This window comes from Paenibacillus sp. GCM10028914, assembly GCF_042666275.1.
GTDB lineage: Bacteria > Bacillota > Bacilli > Paenibacillales > Paenibacillaceae > Paenibacillus_AQ.
In genome coordinates this window covers 63,976-84,280 of record NZ_JBHTFO010000002.1, presented here as the reverse complement: position 1 = coordinate 84,280, position 20,305 = coordinate 63,976, and the positions used below count along the sequence as shown (strand labels likewise).

Below are 20,305 nucleotides of genomic sequence, written 5' to 3'. Positions count from 1 at the left end.
AGTAGCTTCATGGATATCAAGGGGGAAATTGTACTTAAAAGCCGGCGATGTTAAAAAACAAAGGAAAGGCCTGATGGATCTGGGTGTCCCCCGTTCAGTGTCCGCAGCATGTTATCTTGGGTTATTCGAGAATATTAATACACAACCCCTGCTTCCGGCTAAAAAGACAAAATAATTTACTAAAGCAATCGCCCATTCCCCAGTTCCAGTGTACACATCAAGAGCTTTACTCCCTTCTTTAACATTCATCCGCTTCATGACATCTTGACGCCATGCGGTATGTCTCTTAAAAGTGATGATCGAGTTCATCGAGTCGTATTGATTCGATATTTTTTCAAATACATGATGAACCTTCTCCATCTTTGTTTGTTCAGACATGAGATCCCCCTCTTCCACGAATGCAATATCATACAAATACAATATAGAACTACCGTCCGTTTCCCACTAGCTGAGACAAAAATATAACATAATTAGGAAACTGAAGTGAGCGAGAGTTGTATTCATTTATCAAAAAAACAAGTGAGGGTTCTTGATGACACCCGCTTAATTCAACTTTCCAATCGAGTAATTTCCAGAATGTTAAATAAAAGACACCAAACACCAAGTTGAGATAGCGCAAAGCATGAATCAAAACATGGCGAATCCCTTCCAGTTACTAATCGAGACTCTTCGCTTTTCCGACAATTATGGTACGGCTCTCTGTGCTGTCTATAACGGAAAGTCCCCCCAATGTGAATTGGTGAGTTTCTCTAGAAACTAAACCTTTTTAGCATAAAATGAGTTACAATTGTATATACAAAATAATATACATTGTTAGGAGAAGCTAAGTGTTACTATTCTTATGGGATGAAGAAAACATACAACACATTTCTCGTCATAATGTTGAACCATTCGAAGCGGAAGATGCTTTGATGGACCCGCAGCGTATAAAATTTTCTGCACATAGTGGCAACATGGGTATTATTGGTTCAACAGAAGACGGAAGACGATTAGTCGTGATTTATATAAAGAAAGTACTAGGAAAAATACGAGTTATAACCGCACGGGATGCCACCGAATCTGAGGCCAGAACTTACAAAAGGAGGAATCGATAACTATGAAAATCATCACGTCAAGAGACCAGATTCCGGAACATATGAGCGATGCGGAAGCAGCGGAATTCTGGTCATACCACACTTTGAGCGATGAACTGTTGGAAGCTTCCATTATCGAAGAAGAGGATCACGATTTGCCGAAAAGAAAATCCGCAACTATTTCAATTCGTCTCGACGGGGACTTGCTCCAGCGCATCCGCACTTTGGCTAAACAGAGAAATAAGGGTTATCAGACACTCATAAAAGAATTTTTGATTGAGCGCACTTACGAAGAGGAAAAGAAGGCCCCTACTTTTAAAGAGGAGAACATATTTCCCCCTACGAATGTCGATCAGCTGTATTTGGAACGAGAACTGGAGTTGATATTTGCTGAATTACAGCAGGAACTGTCTCAGTTGGTTTCCGGGACCATATTCGTGCAAATCCGGAATAATCAAATCGGCAGGTTCGGTATTCGAACCCTACCTTCGAAGGAGACAGACGACCAAGTCGAGGTAAAGACGCAAGGATTAACAAAATTACAGCAGCGATCATTATTGAGACATGCAATCGAAGCTCTCAAGCACAAAACAAATTGGACGAACGGGGAGATTCTTCTTAACTTTTCATTTCAATACAACGAAATGCGAACAAGTGTCCAATTTGAGTCGAACTACAACATATCGAAACAATTCAAATTGAAATCGAATAATTCTGGCTATGCACCTGGACTTGGAAAACCAAACTCATAAGCGGAAACAGAAAGCCATTACTTGTAACCATAAGAGTTCGAGAAAAAGGTAAAAAAGTGCTTTTTAATTGTAGCCCCTTCCGCAGAACCGAGGGAGGGGCTTTTATTTTCTTCAAGTAGAAATCCCGCTCCCCGAGACACCATCATCTTTTTATGTAATTTTCCAATAAACATAGACGCAGATTATCGAAAAAAATGTCCAAATCATAAGTTTTTTTCATTCAAACGTTTTTTGCTTGTTTATGAGGCAAGTTTTCAAAAAACTTGCCCTTACTTATGATACGGCTCACCCCGTATGATTTTAAACTAGCCCTTGACCTAAGTGTACAGAGTCATTTGAGCGAATCTGTCACTTATAACTCCTACAAAGAGAAACATCGTTTAAGATATATTTTGCAGATAGAATCCATCTAAGTATCGAAGAAGCATTAGTGAGTAACAACTTAGCTAAAGCTATTTAGACAAAATAATACCCTCTCCTATAGGAGAGGGTATTATTTTACTTACCCCAATATTGCTCGGCAATACGTTGTCCTTGATTAATTTTCGCCCACTGCTCATCTTCCGTTAATTCATTCCCGCCATCACAGGATGCAAAACCGCATTGATGCGAAAGTAATAATCGATCCTTATCAATAATCTTCGATGCTTCATCAAGCATTCTAACTACACGTTCCTCATCATCAAGCGTATTGGATTTAGAAGATAACAAGCCAAGCACAATTTCTGTTTCAGGCTTATCTTTGAATACCGCCAGCGCTTCAAGTGAGCCTGCACGATCATCATCCCATTCCAGGAAAAAGCGATCGTATTTAAGCTGCTTCAAGAACAGATTCGCAATTTTGGCATAGGAGCCACCGCCCATATTACGGGAATCATAGTTACCACGGCAGTTATGAGTCCACATTTTCAGGCCTAAGCTATGGCCAAAATCAATGATTGTATTGTTAATGTCAATAAACTCTGCAGCTAGAGCCTGCACTTCCTCTTGATTGATATTCTCGCCGGTATATGGGGAGTTCGGGTTATCATCTGCAAATAGCTCCCATAAGCAATCGTCGAATTGAAGGATTTTCCCTCCAGCATCGGCAAATTCCTGGACAAATTCTTTATAAGCCTTAACAAGACCATCTTTAAGCTCATGTCGATCCTTATAAACTGCATCCTTGCCGCCAATGTTATCAGACCATGATAACTCACCAAAAATATGTGATGGAGAAGGTACGCACAGCTTTGTTTCACGGTCGCCAGCAAGAGCTTGAAGTTTTTTATACACCTGAATAAAATGATGATTTTTCCCACTCAATTCGCCTGTAATGCGCAAACCGATATCTTTTCGAGTCTCATATTTTGAAGTTCCATCGATATCTCTGAAAAAATATCCATGGTCTGCTATATAGCGGCTAACCCCTTGGAAGCCCCAGACAAAGTCCAGATGCCACATTGATTTAGAATGTTCTCCATCCGTAAGAACGGACAAACCATTTTCGATTTCTTTATTAACTACAGCTTGAATCGAATCGGATTCGGTCTTTTCATACCCTTGAAAATCTTCGTAAAACGGATAATTGATATCATCACGATGTTCAATTTGTTGTTTATACTCTAATAAATCAGACGGACGCAGCAGGCTGCCCACGATTTGAAATCTATTGCACATGAAAATTCCTCCTAAGTTAGCACATCTCTTTATGTAATGTTTTGATTCTAGCATGAAGGAAAGCGAACTACGTAACACTTAAAAACAATATCTAGTTATAGCTAAAAGCTATAACAAACATCTAAGCTTATCTTGCAGCTATCAACGCCTCCTATTGGCGAACTAGAAAAAAGCCTCTTCGTGATGAAGAAGCTTTTCAATGCATATTTCGTTTGTAGTACACCTTACCTAGCAAAAACAAACTTCCTTTGACCCCAATAACTAAACAAGAAGATGGTTGTCTCCGTGAAAATCTTAGCAAGGATCAAGGACAGCCCTAGTGTACTGTAATAAAAATCGATGACAACGTAGTTCGCAAGCATGACAACGAATGCAAGGAGCATATACCTTGGCAGAGAGTTCTTAACAGGTACAACACTCGACCTTGAGAATACAAAATGTCTATTAGCGGTGTAATTAAACGCTGCGCTGCAGATTCGTGCCCCTACTACAGCGAGTAATAGGTTCGAAGTAAAGATCTGAATGAGTAAAAAAAGCAGCACATCCAGCAATGCCGACATCAGAGAAGACATGCTGAATTTAACAATAGGCAGGTATACACGGAAAGAATCTTTTAGAAAATGAAAATGAGAAGACTTGTTCTGCTCCAGATATACGGTTTCGATGTCAATCTCCTTAAACTTGTAGCCTGCTGGAACAGCCTCGAGCAGCATATTCATTTCATACTCGAATCTGTCACCCGAAATCTTGCACAGCCACGGAAGCATCTCCGGCGCAAATCCGCGAAGTCCCGTTTGTGTATCATAAACCTTCGCACCACTAGCAAAGGAGAATACGCCCCTTGTTACACTGTTTCCAAAGCGGCTGCGGAAGGGAACCTTCCCGACAAACTTCCTACTGCCAAGTACGATTGTTTTTTGGTGTTTCTGCACTTCCTCCGCAATTCGAATAATATCTTTCGGCAAGTGCTGCCCGTCACAATCCGCAGTCACAACACCTGCCGCTTCCTTCATTTCCTGTATATAGTCGAAGCCTGTTTTTAATGCGGCTCCCTTTCCTCTGTTGCGCTCATGGGTTAACACCGTGCATCCAAGACTCGAAGCCGTATCAAAAATAGACTTATATGACGGCCCGCTTCCATCATCTACAATGAGAATCTCATAGTCACATATGTCTTTTAAATCATAAATCAAGTCTATTAACCTTTCATTGGGTTCGTAAGCTGGAATTAAGATAATCATAAAAATCCCTACTTTCTCACGTCCACTAGTAGTGGAGCAACCATCGTAATCAGACCTGCCGCTAGGAATCCCCACCCCACCGCATTGTAATAAACCAAGTGGGGAGAATTTGTACCTGCAATTTCAAATACACCCTTAAGCAGGCTGGAAATCGTCAGTGCAGCAATTCCTGAATTATGAAGATTTAAAAACACCCGGCAGCTGGCAGAATGAGTGATGCGCGGAAAAAGCTTGCCCACGATGAAGCAGTACAGCGCACCTCCGATCAGCGGATATAAAAACATCCAAGTCATGGCCGCTGAATCGACTCCATGGCTGTAAATACCATAAACCTTGTCAACAGCTACAGCTGCAGCTGAAATGATCAAGTAGATCCATGCTGTTCTACTAAGCTGCTTTTCATATCTCCCCTTATTAATAGCCAATGTAGACAATGTCGCTCACCTTTCTTTCTCCTATACTTCTACCGCTTGTCGGCTTATTTATAACTTCTCCGTTAAAATACATCGTTGAGGATCCGCCACCGTCCAGGTTATAGGCTATCGTACATCCAAGATCCTTAAGCTCCTGCGCAAGCTGTAAAAGGGATAGTCCCTCACTCTCACTCGTGCGTCCATCGGAGACAATGACAATATAATGAAGCTCAGAGACCTGACCAATGGCCGTTCTAGGATTGCTTCTCATGGCCTGTCCTACTTCACTAGAGCTGTCAACCACAATGTTGCCATCTTCTACAAGCCCCGGCCCAAAGGATAATACCTGCCATGCTCCCTGGTCACTTAGGGAATCCAAGCTTACCTCTCCCTCGGAAACAATGGACAAGTTGCCGTCCTTATCGATAACCAAGGCATCATTATCCCCGCTTCTGGCTGTATCCCGATAAGCAACACCGTTCCGCAGCACATATCCGTCATCCCTAAACCCGTAAAAATCTCCGTTAATGGCAAAAATCGCATTGTTCTCCTCTGCGATATCAGAGGTTGTTTCCGTTATATTTCGTCCATAAGCATGATTGGCAAGGGCTGTTTTCAGATACGACGGATCTGACACTTGAATATCCGCAATGTAAAGTGTTGAGTCATACTTCCGGACCGTATCAATGTTGATTTTTATGTTTTCGTCCTCGTAGGACGTATCCGTTACAACAGCCTCAGACTGCTCCAATCCAGTTGAAGCCTCCGGGGATGTTGCCTCCGTAGATGATCCTGATGTTGTTGTTGAAGGTAGAGATATTTGTGAAGCATCGGCTAACGATTTAGGCAGCACAAAGGTATCTAGTAGCGTATAGGAAACGGAAAACGCCAGTAAGATAGAATAAATGACAGCCCATCTGTATGGCCTGGATAACATATTTTTCATTCCGGTTTGATCCTTTCTTATATAGAAGTGTTAGCAGCGTTTTGCTTTGTTTACTCTTATTCTAAAGAGCGAAGCTTTAATGAAACTTAAATGACCCGGTGTTTCTTCATAGCAGAAAACCAAGATTTATTTTTGGGATATAATAGAAACTATTAAAGGCGTAAACCCGATTTTAATGGAGGAATGCAAATGACAGACGTCATTGAAGAACTTAAGGAAATGTCTCAAAAAAAGGGGTTTGAAAATAAAGACGATTTTCAAAAATTGCTGGAAAAATGTAAGGAAATAGAGTTATCAAGTGCAGATGTTGAATTTTTAACAGAACTATATTTTCTAGCTAAAAACTTATACATTCGCAACACCATATTGAAGTCACTTGTATTTTGTGAAGACATCAATTTAAAGGAGTTTTTCTTCAAAGCTTTTAAAAAAGAGCGTTATCTAGATATGAGATTGACTGCAATTCGAGGATATGCAAAGTATGCAACGGAGAACGAAGTCGAGAAACTGATGTCTAAATTCATAGAAATTCTGATGAAGCGCCCTGAAAGCACACCCTATAACTATCAAGAATATGAGCTGCTTCGTTCTGCTTTTGGGTTACCATTTTTAGTGGATAAGTATGGGTATGATTGTTTTATTCAGGCATATGAACAAGAGGAAAAACAATATCATGCCATGCCAGATGCTTTCAAGGGACACTTTACACTCGATGAAAGAGGGGATATTGTCCAACTTCGATCCTTAGCAGAAACCAAGAGAATGCTTGATGGATTTTGGCGCAGAGGTTACTGAGATTTACGTATGACTTATACCATTTTCTATGTATAAAAAAGACTGTCGACAAGGTATCTTGTCGACAGTCTGAGGAAGGAATCCCTTCTTTAACTTCATTCATTGCCGTGCTTCAAGTGATCCCGACTGGATCAATCCATATTGTTCACTTCAAACTGATCAAGCATTGTTCGTATTTCATCCGTTGATTTCGTGCTCATCAATTGATTTCTTAATTCGCCTGCTCCTCGGAATCCTTTTACATATATTTTGAAGAAGCGCTGAAGCGCTGAAACAGAACGAGGCAATGCTTCTATATATTGATCATGCAGATCAAGCTGCAATCTTAGGAGATCAAGGTACTCCTTGCTACTATGCTCTCTCGGTTCTTTTTCAAAGGCAAACGGATTTTTAAAAATACCACGCCCAATCATCACGCCGTCCACACCATATTTTGTGGCAAGCTCCATCCCCATTTGACGGTCAAGAATATCGCCGTTAATTGTAAGTAACGTATTGGGCGCAATTTGGTCACGTAACTCTTTGATTTCCGGAATGAGCTCCCAGTGCGCATCGACCTGACTCATTTCATCTCTTGTACGCAAATGAATGGAAAGGTTCGCGATATCTTGCTTTAAAATATGGGTTAACCATTCTTTCCACTCATCTACTTCCTTAAAGCCAAGGCGTGTTTTCACACTTACAGGGAGTCCGCCTGCTTTTGCCGCTTGAATCAATTCTGCCGCAACATCTGGACGAAGAATTAGACCACTGCCTTTTCCTCTTTGTGCGACATTCGGAACCGGACAGCCCATGTTAATATCAATCCCTTTAAAGCCCATCTCCGCCATGCCAAGACTCATTCGTCGGAAATTCTCAGGATTATCTCCCCAAATATGCGCAACCATTGGCTGCTCATCTTCCGTAAACATTAAGCGCCCTCGAACACTTTTCATTCCTTCTGGATGACAATAACTCTCCGAGTTTGTGAACTCTGTGAAAAATACATCGGGTCTGCCTGCTTTAGCTACAACATGACGGAATACGACATCCGTTACATCTTCCATTGGTGCAAGTATGAAAAATGGCTTGGGTAAATCCCGCCAAAAATTTTCTACCATAGTTTAAATCAAATCCTCTCATTATAAGTAAATCATAAAATCCAATTTAAAATTAGTAACGAAATCATTTTAAAGTATACCCTAGCTTTATTCATTTATCATCTTCAAACAAAGCCTTCTATCTTCCTCAACTCAAGAAAAAAAGCCGAGGAAAAACAGGAGTGGTTACCTGCATTTCGCTCGACTTATTACATGACTTTGAGTGTTAGTTACACCAATCAGTTCAAACGGCTTGATGGATCTCGGTTTTCCTCCGACGCCTTACTTCAATGCTAATTTAGAAGCGGCTTCCTCAGCCTCTTTATATCCCTTTTGTAATACTTCTTCTCGATCCAGTATATTAGTCCCTTGCACTCGAAGAATTTGATAATCATCAACACCCAAGAAATTAAACATGGATTTAAGATACTTATGTGAGTATTCCACTTCAGTATACCAGTCATTATTGGTGTATATTCCACCACTTACTGCATATCATCTTTTCAAACCATAAAAGTAGAGGGGCCATCGCCCCTCTTTAACTTAATTATCAAGCTTACTTCGGATTGCAATTTGTCTATTTACTTATCTTTTGAAAATAATCTCAGCGACAATATCCATATCCGCTTTGGTGATTTTGCCGTCCTGGTTCAGATCATACTTCTTGTTCTGACTCGCATCTGCTCCTACATGCTTGCCAATAGCAATCAGATCCAGCACATTAACAACATTGTCTCCGTTCACATCACCAAGCTTCGGATCGGTCGGCGGATCAACCGGAGGATTCACCGCACCCTCGGATACTTTAATCCGCTTCAGCTGGGCTCCTTCCGCATAATAAATATGTCCATCCTTGCCAAGGGTCATCAACTGTGCGGCAACGCCCACTTCCTTATGAGCCAGCGTAACCGGGTCGAGAATGGTGATTTTGCCATGCAGATCGGTGTATAGCAGACCATCGCTGCCCACACGAATATGAATCGGTCTCCACATGCCATAATCGGTAACACCCGGATAGACTACCTTGCTGTCGATCACACGCTGGGCTTCCATATCAATAGAGAAGAGAATACCATCTGCAGCTGCCCACAGCTTGCCGTTAGCATCGAACGTCAGGCCACTAATCATGATTGGAGCTTTAACCGCGCCAGGAATTTCTGGTGTAAACTCAGCGATCTTCTGTTCTTTCTCTACATCCCAGATAAACATTTTGGCTTCTGTTGCCGACGAATCAATGCCAAGCCCGCCACGAATTGTAGTGGAGCCATAAATTTTGCCGTCCTTATAAGCGAGCCCCACAATGCTCTGATCCTGCACAATATTACGGAATACCTTGACTGAAGAGGTTCCTACCGCCGGATCATATACGGTTAGCGCACCGCCCAGATGTCCATAATCCGGGATGGATCCGAAAAATATTTTGCCGTCGCCTGTCGTGCTTACATATGGACGATCCTGGTTCTCTCCGATCTTGAACAGTGACTTCGGATTCTCGTTAGCCTTCACCGGCATCGTCGTATCAAATACTCTCATATCAGCTCCGGCATAGACGCCAAAATACAGCTTCTCATTTAGCTGGCCAATCGATTCCGCCTGCCCCATCGGGAAGGTCAAAATGCTTCCGTCAGCTGGATTATACTTGGATGCGATCGCTGCGGTATAACCGCTCATGTACATCGCACCGTCAGGACCCATTTCCAGTGCGTGAATTTGTGTCGGCTGGCCTTCAACTCCGACATCCACGTTCTTAACCTTCGCCGTCTGCGGGTTGAAATACGTTACTTTGCCACCGTATTGGATCGTCACCAGCGACTTGCCCGGGAAATCAGGGTCGCCAGACTCGGTTACCCAGCCCGAGCTCCGCAGTCCGGAGCCATAGCTCATGCCTGTATCGGTCACTTGTGCTGTAGATAGATCAAAGGCCATAATTTTTTTGTTCTGTACAAAATAAACGTGGCCGTCCTGCTCTGGTGATATATGAACTCCGCCGTACCCGTCATAGATTTCATCCAGCCAACGGTTCTCCACCATATCATAGATGATCAGGGATGCTATGCCATTGCCGCTCATATAAGCCAACAGATAATCTCCCCGGATATCCAGACCGTATACGAACGGAAGTGTGGTTACACCCGGAATCTCTCTGATCGGCAACTCGGTCTTCTCTCCGGTTTCTGGGTTCAGCTTGATGATGTGACCAGTCGATCCAACACCTGCATAGATGATGCCGTCTTTGTAATCGATGGATCTCACATACTGCTGCCCTGGTACCATGGAGCCGTGGTCCTTAAATGTACGGGATACAGGGTCAAATTGAAAAACCTTGCCGTTCGGGAAAGTGCCTCCGTATACATTCCCCTGTTCATCCGCCGTAAGGGACCAAATGGAAGATTCCCCTGGGAGAGCGATGCCGAGATCGGTCAAATCCCTAGTCAACGGAGAATATTGGAACAGCTTGTCACCACCGCCGATATAGACCGTGCCGTCAGCTGTTACAATATGTGACCAAGCGTTAACTGCGCCGGCTAGAGGGAACGAGCGCAGCAACTGCTTGTTGTTCAAATCGATGACATTAAATTTTGCAGGATCGCCGTTGACGGTGGTGTACATGATGTCTTTACCATCCTCTTGGCCGTAAGCGCTGTCAAATACAGCAATCTGCTGAATCGGAGATGCCAGCCTCTCTGGGGCTCCGAAGGTCTTGTTAATGCCTCCAGCCTCTGCTTTGGCAGGCTGGGCTGCCAGAAATCCCGGCAGAATAAGAATGAAGGCCAGGAAGAGAGAGAACCTTGTCCTAAAATGGGTTGTTGTCATCTGCTACTTACCTCCCTTGGATTTCACAGTAACTGTAACCTGCTGAACCTGATTCTGTGCAAGCGGATATGTAACACCTGATTCGTCCGCATCCGGATGAGCTGTGAGCGACTGCTTATCCAGTGTGATCTGGGTTGCTCTGGACTTATCCAGCTTCTTCGCTTTCAGCGTAATAAGGGCCACCTCCACATCTCCATTTAGAGAACTGCCTTGCAGTTGAGATGCAAGGATCTGAGTTTGACCCGGGATGCTGTGGTCTTCAGCGAAAAATCCACCCTTGCTTCCTTCCCTAAACTGCTTTGCAGGCTTGACTGACTTGAACTCAAATACATTTGGATCGTAATTTAGAACCGCCTGCACTGCGAACAAATCAGTGGCGTCATCCACGTTTAATTTTATTTCAATCATATTTCCGCTCTTTATCTCGGCAGGAACCTCGATTTCAATAACCCCGGCACTCCGCTCGCTGCCGTTCCCAACAGTCGGCCGTTCTGGCTTCCCGGATTTATACTCCTGGTATATGCCTGGGTTTGAATGATCGTCTAATGAGGCCGTGGTGCCAAATGCACTGGGCTGTAATGCACTTCCAATAAGCATAACCGGCAGCATAACTGCTGCGACTTTTAATAGCTTGTTCCATCTGACTCTGTTTGGTTTCATCAATCATCTCACCTTTCTTTCATCTTCATTTAGATTTAAGCAGAATCTGTACAGAGCCTCCTTTCTTCTAAAATCATAGGAAGGAACGAAAGCGGTCGTCTTTACAAGCGAATATTTTCCGCTTTATTAAAATAGCGCATTAATCACCAAACGTAAATTAAGCGTTTTCATCCCTATTATTCTTTTTCTTCTCTTCCATGACTATATCTGTCCCTCCCTTGCTAGTACTGGCCCTTTCAGGTGTGGAAAAAGATAAACAACAAGAATTTGCTGAATTAGGTTTGTTAATCTTCTAAAGTTGTAGACTTGCAGCTGCGTTAACGGGCAGGATAAAGGAACGAAAGTGGTTAGGTTATTCTCAAGCAGAAAATTAAATCCATGGTATGATGTGGTAAATGAGTCAAGGTCAGGTGAGTAGATTATCTATTTTTGCGATGGAGTCGATAAATATGGGAAGTTCGAATCAATGGGATGCAGAATGGGAAGTATCAGAAGAATTAGCTCATAAATTAATATGCAGTCAGTTCCCGCAGTTAGCTTCAAAAAGCGTACAAAAACTAGGTCATGGCTGGGATAACACTGTTTATCTTGTCGGGACCGAATATGTATTTCGCTTTCCAAGAAGAGAAGTTGCAATTAATTCTTTAAGGATGGAAGGAAAGATACTACCTAAGCTTAAAGATTATTTTTCCATTGCATACTCGATACCGTTATTTTTTGGGGTAGGGGATTATGGTTATCCAGCACCCTTCCTAGGCTACCCCTATTTATCCGGAGAGTTTCCAATCGGATTAAATGACAAGCAACGTGCATTATCAGCAACAACGCTCGCGCAATTTTTAAAAAGCTTACATGCATTCCCTGTGCAAATTGCCCAAGAAAATGGAGTTCAACATGACCATAGAAATCTGACTGATATTGCGATGCGTAAGGAAAAGATGCATAAATTCCTTTCCGACATTGCCCTTCATTTTAGTGAAGAAGAGTATCGTGCATTATCGAATTATTTAGAACAGCTTAGAACTGAAAAAGTGAAGCAAAAGTACGTATTCCTACATGGTGACCTTCATTTTAAAAATATGCTAGTAGATGAGAATGGAAGAGTTTCAGGGATTATCGACTGGGGAGATATCAATATAGGACATCCTGCTTGTGACTTGAATGTTGTGTATAGCTTTTTACCCCCGAATGCGCGTTCAAACTTTTTCAAAGAATATGGGGAAGTTGATGAAGAAACGAAGATATTAGCTCGATTGATTGCCATATATATTCCCATTTTAATAATGATGCAGGCAATTGATGATAATGATGAGAGGTTAGTTGATGAAGCAAAAGCGAACATAAAACGTGCTCTCGCTGATTAAGAAATGTCATTCCGCTAACGAAATCGTTAGTTCATGGTCAAAAAAAGAAGCGGGACAATGCCCGCTCCGTTGTTCTATACGCCAATACACCTCAACTATTAGTCTTTCCTGACTAACAGTGAGCAACACTCCACATGTGTGGAGTGTAATGACAACACATAGGTTGGTGTTAGCAAAATCTTAACTTGCCTATTACTTACTATAAACAATTTTTCATTAGCAGATTTCTCCGCCTACTGCTTTAATATCCTTGTCATGGATAATGCAGGCTTCAATTGCAAGCTCCAAGCCTTTCACAATATCATTCAACGACATAAACGGCGTGTTTTTCTTATCTACAACCTGTGAAGTCATATAAGGAATGTGAATAAATCCGCCTTTGATATGAGGGTACTTTTTATCGATCATGTATAAAATACCGTACATCACATGATTGCATACAAATGTTCCCGCGGTATAAGATACAGTTGCTGGTATGTTATGCTCATTCATATGCTTAACCATCGCTTTTACGGGCAGGCTCGAGAAGTAAGCTGGCTGCCCATCTGCTTGAATAACTGTATCTATTGGCTGATTGCCTTCATTGTCCTTAATTCTGTAATCATCGAGATTAATGGCAACTCTTTCAGGAGTGATATCAAATCTTCCTCCCGCTTGACCTACCGAAATGACAATATCCGGATTATGCTTTTCAATTGCAGCTTCAATAGCCTGAACGGATTTGGTTTGAACTGTAGGGATAATAACTTTAATGACCTCAGCTCCGTTGATCTGGTCACTAACCATTTTAACTGCTTCTTCTGCCGGATTAACCGGCTCTCCGCCAAATGCATCAAATCCTGTTAATAGTACTTTCATGGCTCATTCTCCTATTAAAAATAGTAATATACCCTTAATCTTAAAATCCAAAAGCATACATCAAGAAAATATGAACAACTAACAATGTTAAAGCGATAGGAGCTTGTGCTTTAATGACTGCGTTTTTATCTTTCATTTCAAGCAATACGGCCGGAAGCATATTAAAGTTTGCCGCCATTGGTGTTAATAATGTTCCACAGTATCCTGCTGTTAGAGCAAGCGTTCCACAGATTACAGGATCACCACCCATGCTGAATACGAACGGTACACCAATACCAACCGTAATAACAGCGAATGCCGCAAATGCATTACCCATAATGATTGTAAATAATGCCATACCGATACAGTATGTTGCTACCCCAATCAAGACATTACCTGTCGGGATTACACTGGAAATGATGGAGGCAATCTTATCGCCTACTCCCGCAGTTGTAAACAACACACCTAAAGATGCTAATAATTGAGGAAGGATAGCAAATGATCCAATCGATTGGAATGTTCGGTTCGAATCCGCCAACAGCTCTTTCGGTTTTGCTTTTGTGATGATGAACGTCAGTACGAGAGCACACAATGCTGCAATACCGATCGCAACCGTACCTGGAAAGCTTGTGAAAGATGCTACAAGCATAGCGATGATTGCAATGGATAGAGATGGGATGAAGATTTTCAGCCCTAATTTTTCTGCTTTTAAAGTCGCAAATGTATCATCTAACTGCTTAAACGTCCCTATATTGATTTGCTTTGTTGCTGATAAAATAGCAATTACAACGACTAAGAAACCGACAATCGTACTTGGAATATAATCTCCTAGAATGAAAATGACAGCAAGAATGCCCCAAAATAAAGCTGTACCGATTCTTGTTTTATGGTTTGTATCTTTGATTGTGAATACCATGGTGATCCCCATGAATAAGCCGATGATGATATAAAATATTTGTAATAACAAATTAGAGAGTTGTGTCATATCCATTACTGCTCACCTCTAATTTTTCCACTTTCTTTAGCGGCATATTTTTGCTTAAGCCTTTTATCCAATAACATATTCTGAATGACCCACAGCACAAATGAAATGATGGCTACTGGAATTGCCACTTTAGCAACTTGCAGTGTATCAACTGGCATGCCGATTCCTTCTAATGTAGAAGCAATTAAAAGCACACCTGAATTTGCCATGAATACATTCTGTGCAAAGAAGTTACCGATATTATCAGATGCCGCTGCATACGCTCTAATCTTTTCCATATCTTTTTCTTCTATTTGTTCTCCGTATTTAGCAATAGCTGCTCCTTCAGCCATTGGGCTGACCAGAGGTCGAACGAATTGTGGGTGTCCTCCTAGCGTTACCCCCATCCCAATCGTTATCTTTCTTATTAAAGTATAGCCGCTGAGTAGTGCACCAACCGATAAGTTAGTTGCTTTCTTAATCAGCATAACTGCCTTCGCCTTCAAACCATATCTTTCACACAAACCAATAACAGGAATTGTGATCAAGAATAAACAGGTTATTCGATTGGATACAAAGGCTGTCCCCAGTGTATCTAAAATTTCAATAGGATTCATCTTGGCTACTAATCCAGTAGAGATACCCGCTGCAACAACTACTGCAATGGTATCCCACTTCAAGGCAAAGCCTACTATGATAATTAAAATCCCTATTAACTCCACAAGTCGCTCTCCTTCTCTAAGAATAGTAATTATTTAATGTAATTAAAGTTCATTATAAAATCGTACCTTTAAAATTGTAAAATAGTATTGTTTGGTAGTTTAATGCTTTAAATGGATAAAAAAGAAACTATCGTGAACTCTTTATAGTTTCGTTAATCCATTTCAAGAAACATAAAAAGGCAGCGCCCCCTAATCAGAGGGCTGACTGCCTTAATTAAAAATGAGTTTCCAAACACTCTCTATATGTGTCGAGTCATCACTGATAACAGCCTAATGAAGTGCTCTAACTTCCTCCCTAACGTACCGTGTTCATGATCTCTTCTCGTAGTACTTACGATGAAGCTCATGAACCTGCTCCGCGAGCTCGGGAACAGGACCGTCAATAGCTGTATCGCGAATAACATCTTGGATCGGAAGACTGCGTACACGCGATGGGGCAATTCCCATTTCATTCAGCCACTGTACCAGTTGGACGGAGGAACTAGCATAAACAATCCGCCCCAAACCAACCCAGCCGTGGGCCGCAGCACACATAGGGCAATGTTCACCTGAGGTATATACGGTCGCTTTGCTTCTTTCTTCTGGTGTCATATTCTCAGCTGCCCAACGCGCCAAGGCGAATTCTGGGTGCTGGGTGTGGTCACCACCGGCAATATGGTTGTGATCTTCTACAAGTACCTCTCCACTCTCTGAGACAAGGATAGAACCGAATGGCTGATCGCCAGCTTCCAGAGCAGTCCTTGCAAGTTCAATACAACGCTTAAGATGCTTCATATCTGAATCATTAATCATAATATGTCCATTCCTTTCATTTGGGAGTAACCTGATACGATATCGCCTCTGAACATCGTCGCGACACGGTTAGATCTTCTTGCAATAGCTTCAGCGGAACATGAGGCTTCGACCAGCACGATATTGGCCTCGTCACCGACTCTGGGCCATACTTGTTCGCCATTATCGTTTAACGGCGTCTTGCCATCGGTAATAAATTGCAGCGTCTGGGCTAACGACCGCTCATCGACCCATCCCGACACTTCCGCCAAACGACCGGCGCGTTCCAAAATATCCCCATTGCCAAAAGGCGACCAAACATCCAAAATATTATCGCATCCGACGGCAACCGTGACACCTTTCCTATGTAATAAACCGACTGGCGGAAACTTTCGTCTAACCGGTACGCTAGTAATAATGGAGATCCCGGCATCCGCCAAAAGCTCTCCCATGACTTCTGCTTGAGCTTGTGAGATGTCCCCCAGCCCAAAGGCATGACTGACGGCAACCTTGCCTTGCAATCCTGCTTCTTTCGTCAGCTGGGCCAATCGTTTCATCGTAAAAACACCAAGTTGATCGGCGTCATGCAAGTGCAGGTCAATGCCGGCATGACCTTCTGCAGCGAGCTCCATCATTTCCTGCAAGGAAGCTTCGATATCACCGTCCACCGTAGCCGGATCGACACCACCCACGAAGCTTGCTCCTTGGCGAAGGGCTTCTCTGACCCATTGTTTAGCTTTTGAACGCAATAAACCATGCTGTGGAAAGGCAACGATTTCGTAGGTTAACTTCCCTTCAAATGTTTGCAGCGCTCGCTTTACTTCTTCTAAGTTTTTCAATCCAACCTCAGGATAAATATCAACATGGGTACGCACATGCGTGACACCCGATTTCAAGTAGATACCAAGTAGTTGTTCCGCGCGTTCTTGCGTTGATGTCTGCACAGTAGAAAGTATTTGTTTCTCGATTTCAAGTCGTTCAAAAATATTGCTTGCAGGTGTTACCGCACGCCATCGATCACCAAGCAATGTTTTATCCAAATGACAATGTTTTTCGACGAACGAGGGAAGTGCTAACAGCCGTTTCGCATCTTTCTTGGGGAAGCCGTCCGGAATGGAATCACACGCTGGAACGATTGTTGCCACTTTCCCATCCTGGATCAAGAGATGAAAGCAATCGGTTTTGGTACCCGTAATCGCATCGTTATCCACTTGAAAACCCGTTTCCAACAGAACATTAGTTAACCAATATGTAATATTCAAAGAAGATGTGCCTCCTTTTTCATTCTTTACAAATATGCTAACATGGGACAAACCAAATGAAAATTATATAATAAATTAGTTTTGTATATGTTTTGCATATATGAGAAAGGAATCTATTCAACGATGGATATCAGACAGCTTCGCTATTTTATTGCAATTGTGGAGGAGAAGAGCATCTCAGCCGCGGCGAGAAGACTTCATATTTCTCAACCGCCTTTAAGCCAACAAATGAAAGCCATGGAGGAGGAACTCGGTGCGGTATTGTTGGAAAGAAGCGGGAAAAACATGGTCGTAACGGATGCAGGAAAAACCTTATATTCCTATGCATTGCAAATGGATCAATTAATGCAAGAGGCAAAAATGGAAGTGAATGAAGTCGGAAATGGGTTAAACGGCAGATTGACGATTGGAGTGAATACGTTTTCAGTTGCTGAGTTACCTGAAATCCTACATCAATTTCAAAAGCAATATCCAAAGGTGACGTACAAAATTCAGCAAAATGAGTCCGCTCATCTTTGTCAGCTAGTCCGGGATCGTGCTATTGAATTGGCATTCATACGATTGCCACTTGAATTGGACGATTTTTCAGTTCTTCACCTGTATACTGAACCATTTTATTTCATTACATCCAGGAAAAAGAAACGATTAGAACATGAAGTAACGCTCACGGACATGACTAACGAGCGGATCTTATTGCCAAGCACGCAGGGATTAGGTGTGCATTATTCCATTTTGGAAGCTTTCTCTAAGATTCAGCTGGCCCCCCCTGTTATCGGCGAATGTTCCGACGTTGCGCTTTTGATGGATTTAGTTTCTACTGACTTTTGTTCATCGATTATTCCGGAGACACTTCTTCATCGGTATAAAGGTATTGCGATTCATGCATATAAAATTCCTCCTGCAATTGGGATGTCTTCTCCACTTGGGTTAATATGGCTTAAAAATCATCGCTTATCCAACATGGCCCGGAATTTTATCGAACTATTCAAAAAAGAAGGGCGGCATCAGCAGCATCATGCCCATAAGGAAATGAATTGATTGCTATGACCGTTTAAGTGCCTTCAGACGAAAGTACCTTCCTTAATCTGCTTCCCGATAAGATACTGCTCACTAGCAGTACAAATCCACCAAACAGATAGGGCAAGTCGAAATGAACTTCAAACAAAATCCCTGCCAGCATCGGTCCAAATATCATACCGAGACTCGTATAGGCATTATTCATCCCTGCCATAAATCCTTGTTCATCCCCTGCCACTTTGGACAGCAGCGTATTAATCGTGGGACGCAAAATGTTATTAAACGTAAAAAATAACATCGTGACTGCCATGACATAATAGAAATGGCCAGAAAATAATAAGAGTACAAGGGATACCGCCGATAACAACAACATCGCACCAATAATCCGCTTTTCCCCGAATCGTCGAGTGATCCGGTCGGTTAACAAAAGCTGGTTCAAAGTACCGATGAGCGAACATACGGTAAGCAGTATAGAGATTTCACGCGTTGTAAATCCGTAAACTTGTACGACAAAAAGCGGAAAAATCGCTTCGAAATGCGTCAAACCGAAGGTCATAGCGAAAATAATGAATAACAGGAGAAAATAGCGAGATCGAACCGAAAGCACAATCTGCTTGAAAACATTATCCCTCTTTTCCTGCACCTGCCGACGCATCTGACGAATGTTCTCCGACAGCGATTCAGGCAATCCCCATAGACTGCAAATCATCGCTATGAGTCCTACACATGCGGATACATAGAATGGCGTTTTGATGCCCCATTCCGCTAGCATTCCTCCGATACCTGGTCCGATAATAAACCCAGAAGTCATCGACGCACCTAGCCATGACATAGACTTGCTGCGCTGATCATCTGCTGTAATGTCAGCAATATACGCAATAATGGACGGGATTAAGGCTGCTGAACCCACTCCGCCAATCATTCGCGATATGAATAATAAAGATAGATCGGTTGCTAACGCAGCGAGCAGGTTTGAGAATGCGAATAAGATCAAACCTATAATAATCATTGGTTTACGGCCATACTTATCTGACAAATTGCCTGCAAGGGGTGAGAATAGAAATTGAGTCAAACCGAAGCAGGAGACCAGATATCCCGCAGCCTGACCACTTGCGTTAAACAACTCGAGAAGTTCAGGCACAATCGGGATGACAAGACCCATACTTAGATTGGCTAGAAACATGTTCAATAGCAGTAATGGAAACGCTGACTTCTTTAACATTTACGATCTCCTCTATTAAATAGATAAATATATGATTCAGAAACTGAATACCCGTTCCCTCTCCATCTGCATTTGCATTTGTATATATTAGCATGTGGCTATCTACATTAAAAATATGAAAAACATATAAGGACTTAATATTTTTGATATACATGAAGGGTGCTGTATCTATATCATAAAGAGAACGCCCCTAAAGTTGAAAGAGCGTTCTCTTAATTTCTGGAGTAAATGCGATGCGATTCTTTCATCATCCTCTATTCTTCGGGCTTAATACATGCACGCCCTTCTCAGATACATATCCGAATAAAGCACCCAGAATCAATGTACCGATGCTCCCGCTAAGATTAAATCCCGTTGCAAAAAATGTAGAAGCTCCGATAAACGTCCCTGGTATAAACCCTAGCCATTTGAAACGTGACTGTAGGCACATGCCACATGCACCAATCGCTACAGCAACACCGAGACCCATTGTCTCACCTAAGAACAGAGCGAATACATTGGACATTTGCATCATGAGAAACCCCCAGATCACGCCGCTAAAATTCGTTATCAAGGTGGACTTGAGTCCCTTACTTCCACCGCCGACGGCAAAAAAGGTCGACCACCCTAGAAAACCAGCAAAAGTAATAAGCCCGAGCGACATGCTTAGCGCTGCCCAAATACCCGACAATATTCCCGTTACAATCCCGATCACGATCAATGATGACATTTGCT

Annotated in this window: 19 protein-coding genes and 2 pseudogenes; 5 read left to right on the top strand and 16 right to left on the bottom strand. The window is 42.4% G+C overall.

What is annotated here, in order from left to right:
• Window positions 1-180: 180 nt before the first annotated feature.
• Window positions 181-378, bottom strand: a pseudogene (locus ACFQV5_RS01230) (class I SAM-dependent methyltransferase); the annotation flags it as partial.
• Window positions 379-827: 449 nt separating this feature from the next.
• On the opposite strand from ACFQV5_RS01230, the gene ACFQV5_RS01225 reads away from it, so the two are divergent.
• Window positions 828-1,094, top strand: a complete 267-nt coding sequence (locus tag ACFQV5_RS01225) for a BrnT family toxin (protein ID WP_379242791.1) — start codon at window positions 828-830, stop codon at window positions 1,092-1,094.
• 2 nt (window positions 1,095-1,096) lie between these two features.
• The gene (locus ACFQV5_RS01220) at window positions 1,097-1,825 is read left to right on the top strand and encodes a CopG family antitoxin (protein WP_379242789.1); all 729 of its coding nucleotides are present in this window, start codon (window positions 1,097-1,099) and stop codon (window positions 1,823-1,825) included.
• 498 nt (window positions 1,826-2,323) lie between these two features.
• Here ACFQV5_RS01220 and ACFQV5_RS01215 read toward each other — a convergent pair whose 3' ends face one another.
• The 4 genes from ACFQV5_RS01215 to ACFQV5_RS01200 all read right to left on the bottom strand — a co-directional run bounded on the left by ACFQV5_RS01215 (window position 2,324) and on the right by ACFQV5_RS01200 (window position 6,084).
• The gene (locus tag ACFQV5_RS01215) at window positions 2,324-3,484 is read right to left on the bottom strand and encodes a cobalamin-independent methionine synthase II family protein (protein WP_379242787.1); all 1,161 of its coding nucleotides are present in this window, start codon (window positions 3,482-3,484) and stop codon (window positions 2,324-2,326) included.
• Window positions 3,485-3,708: 224 nt separating this feature from the next.
• A complete protein-coding gene (locus tag ACFQV5_RS01210; protein ID WP_379242785.1) occupies window positions 3,709-4,725 on the bottom strand; it encodes a glycosyltransferase in 1,017 nt (338 codons plus the stop codon).
• An 8-nt stretch (window positions 4,726-4,733) separates the two neighbouring features.
• Window positions 4,734-5,159 carry a hypothetical protein gene (locus tag ACFQV5_RS01205; RefSeq protein ID WP_379242783.1) on the bottom strand — a complete coding sequence of 142 codons (426 nt, stop codon included), beginning with the start codon at window positions 5,157-5,159 and terminating at the stop codon, window positions 4,734-4,736.
• Entirely contained in the window at window positions 5,140-6,084 is a 945-nt protein-coding gene (locus ACFQV5_RS01200; RefSeq protein WP_379242781.1) for a phosphodiester glycosidase family protein, read from the bottom strand. The genes ACFQV5_RS01205 and ACFQV5_RS01200 overlap by 20 nt, the downstream gene beginning before the upstream one ends.
• 189 nt (window positions 6,085-6,273) lie before the next feature.
• Here ACFQV5_RS01200 and ACFQV5_RS01195 point away from each other — a divergent pair, with 189 nt between their 5' ends.
• Window positions 6,274-6,879, top strand: a complete 606-nt coding sequence (locus ACFQV5_RS01195; protein ID WP_379242779.1) for a hypothetical protein — start codon at window positions 6,274-6,276, stop codon at window positions 6,877-6,879.
• A gap of 131 nt (window positions 6,880-7,010) precedes the next feature.
• Here ACFQV5_RS01195 and ACFQV5_RS01190 read toward each other — a convergent pair whose 3' ends face one another.
• The 4 genes and pseudogenes from ACFQV5_RS01190 to ACFQV5_RS01175 form a co-directional block, all read right to left on the bottom strand.
• Window positions 7,011-7,979 carry a tRNA dihydrouridine synthase gene (locus tag ACFQV5_RS01190; protein WP_379242777.1) on the bottom strand — a complete coding sequence of 323 codons (969 nt, stop codon included), beginning with the start codon at window positions 7,977-7,979 and terminating at the stop codon, window positions 7,011-7,013.
• Between the two features lie 261 nt (window positions 7,980-8,240).
• Window positions 8,241-8,444 (bottom strand): annotated as a pseudogene (locus ACFQV5_RS01185) (FMN-dependent NADH-azoreductase); the annotation flags it as partial.
• A gap of 99 nt (window positions 8,445-8,543) precedes the next feature.
• Complete coding sequence (locus ACFQV5_RS01180) at window positions 8,544-10,772, bottom strand: dockerin type I domain-containing protein (RefSeq protein ID WP_379242775.1); 2,229 nt, start codon at window positions 10,770-10,772, stop codon at window positions 8,544-8,546.
• Window positions 10,773-10,775: 3 nt separating this feature from the next.
• Window positions 10,776-11,432, bottom strand: a complete 657-nt coding sequence (locus tag ACFQV5_RS01175; protein WP_379242773.1) for a cohesin domain-containing protein — start codon at window positions 11,430-11,432, stop codon at window positions 10,776-10,778.
• Between the two features lie 449 nt (window positions 11,433-11,881).
• Here ACFQV5_RS01175 and ACFQV5_RS01170 point away from each other — a divergent pair, with 449 nt between their 5' ends.
• The gene (locus ACFQV5_RS01170; protein WP_379243143.1) at window positions 11,882-12,796 is read left to right on the top strand and encodes a phosphotransferase; all 915 of its coding nucleotides are present in this window, start codon (window positions 11,882-11,884) and stop codon (window positions 12,794-12,796) included.
• Between the two features lie 216 nt (window positions 12,797-13,012).
• Here the strand turns inward: ACFQV5_RS01170 and pcp are convergent, their stop codons facing one another.
• The 5 genes from pcp to ACFQV5_RS01145 form a co-directional block, all read right to left on the bottom strand.
• Window positions 13,013-13,654 carry a pyroglutamyl-peptidase I gene (pcp, locus tag ACFQV5_RS01165; RefSeq protein ID WP_379242771.1) on the bottom strand — a complete coding sequence of 214 codons (642 nt, stop codon included), beginning with the start codon at window positions 13,652-13,654 and terminating at the stop codon, window positions 13,013-13,015.
• A 40-nt stretch (window positions 13,655-13,694) separates the two neighbouring features.
• A complete protein-coding gene (locus ACFQV5_RS01160) occupies window positions 13,695-14,624 on the bottom strand; it encodes a DUF979 domain-containing protein (protein ID WP_379242769.1) in 930 nt (309 codons plus the stop codon).
• Window positions 14,624-15,319, bottom strand: a complete 696-nt coding sequence (locus ACFQV5_RS01155; RefSeq protein ID WP_379242767.1) for a DUF969 domain-containing protein — start codon at window positions 15,317-15,319, stop codon at window positions 14,624-14,626. Before ACFQV5_RS01155 ends, ACFQV5_RS01160 begins: the two co-directional genes overlap by 1 nt.
• A 309-nt stretch (window positions 15,320-15,628) precedes the next feature.
• Window positions 15,629-16,111, bottom strand: a complete 483-nt coding sequence (locus ACFQV5_RS01150) for a nucleoside deaminase (RefSeq protein ID WP_379242765.1) — start codon at window positions 16,109-16,111, stop codon at window positions 15,629-15,631.
• Complete coding sequence (locus ACFQV5_RS01145; RefSeq protein WP_379243141.1) at window positions 16,108-17,352, bottom strand: amidohydrolase; 1,245 nt, start codon at window positions 17,350-17,352, stop codon at window positions 16,108-16,110. The genes ACFQV5_RS01150 and ACFQV5_RS01145 overlap by 4 nt, the downstream gene beginning before the upstream one ends.
• A 123-nt stretch (window positions 17,353-17,475) precedes the next feature.
• Between ACFQV5_RS01145 and ACFQV5_RS01140 the strand changes: the two genes are divergently transcribed.
• Entirely contained in the window at window positions 17,476-18,390 is a 915-nt protein-coding gene (locus ACFQV5_RS01140) for a LysR family transcriptional regulator (RefSeq protein ID WP_379242763.1), read from the top strand.
• 13 nt (window positions 18,391-18,403) lie between these two features.
• Here ACFQV5_RS01140 and ACFQV5_RS01135 read toward each other — a convergent pair whose 3' ends face one another.
• The gene (locus ACFQV5_RS01135) at window positions 18,404-19,591 is read right to left on the bottom strand and encodes an MFS transporter (RefSeq protein ID WP_379242761.1); all 1,188 of its coding nucleotides are present in this window, start codon (window positions 19,589-19,591) and stop codon (window positions 18,404-18,406) included.
• A 247-nt stretch (window positions 19,592-19,838) separates the two neighbouring features.
• Window positions 19,839-20,300, bottom strand: coding sequence for a DUF1097 domain-containing protein (locus ACFQV5_RS01130; RefSeq protein WP_379242759.1), 462 nt, complete (start codon window positions 20,298-20,300; stop codon window positions 19,839-19,841).
• Window positions 20,301-20,305: the final 5 nt, after the last annotated feature.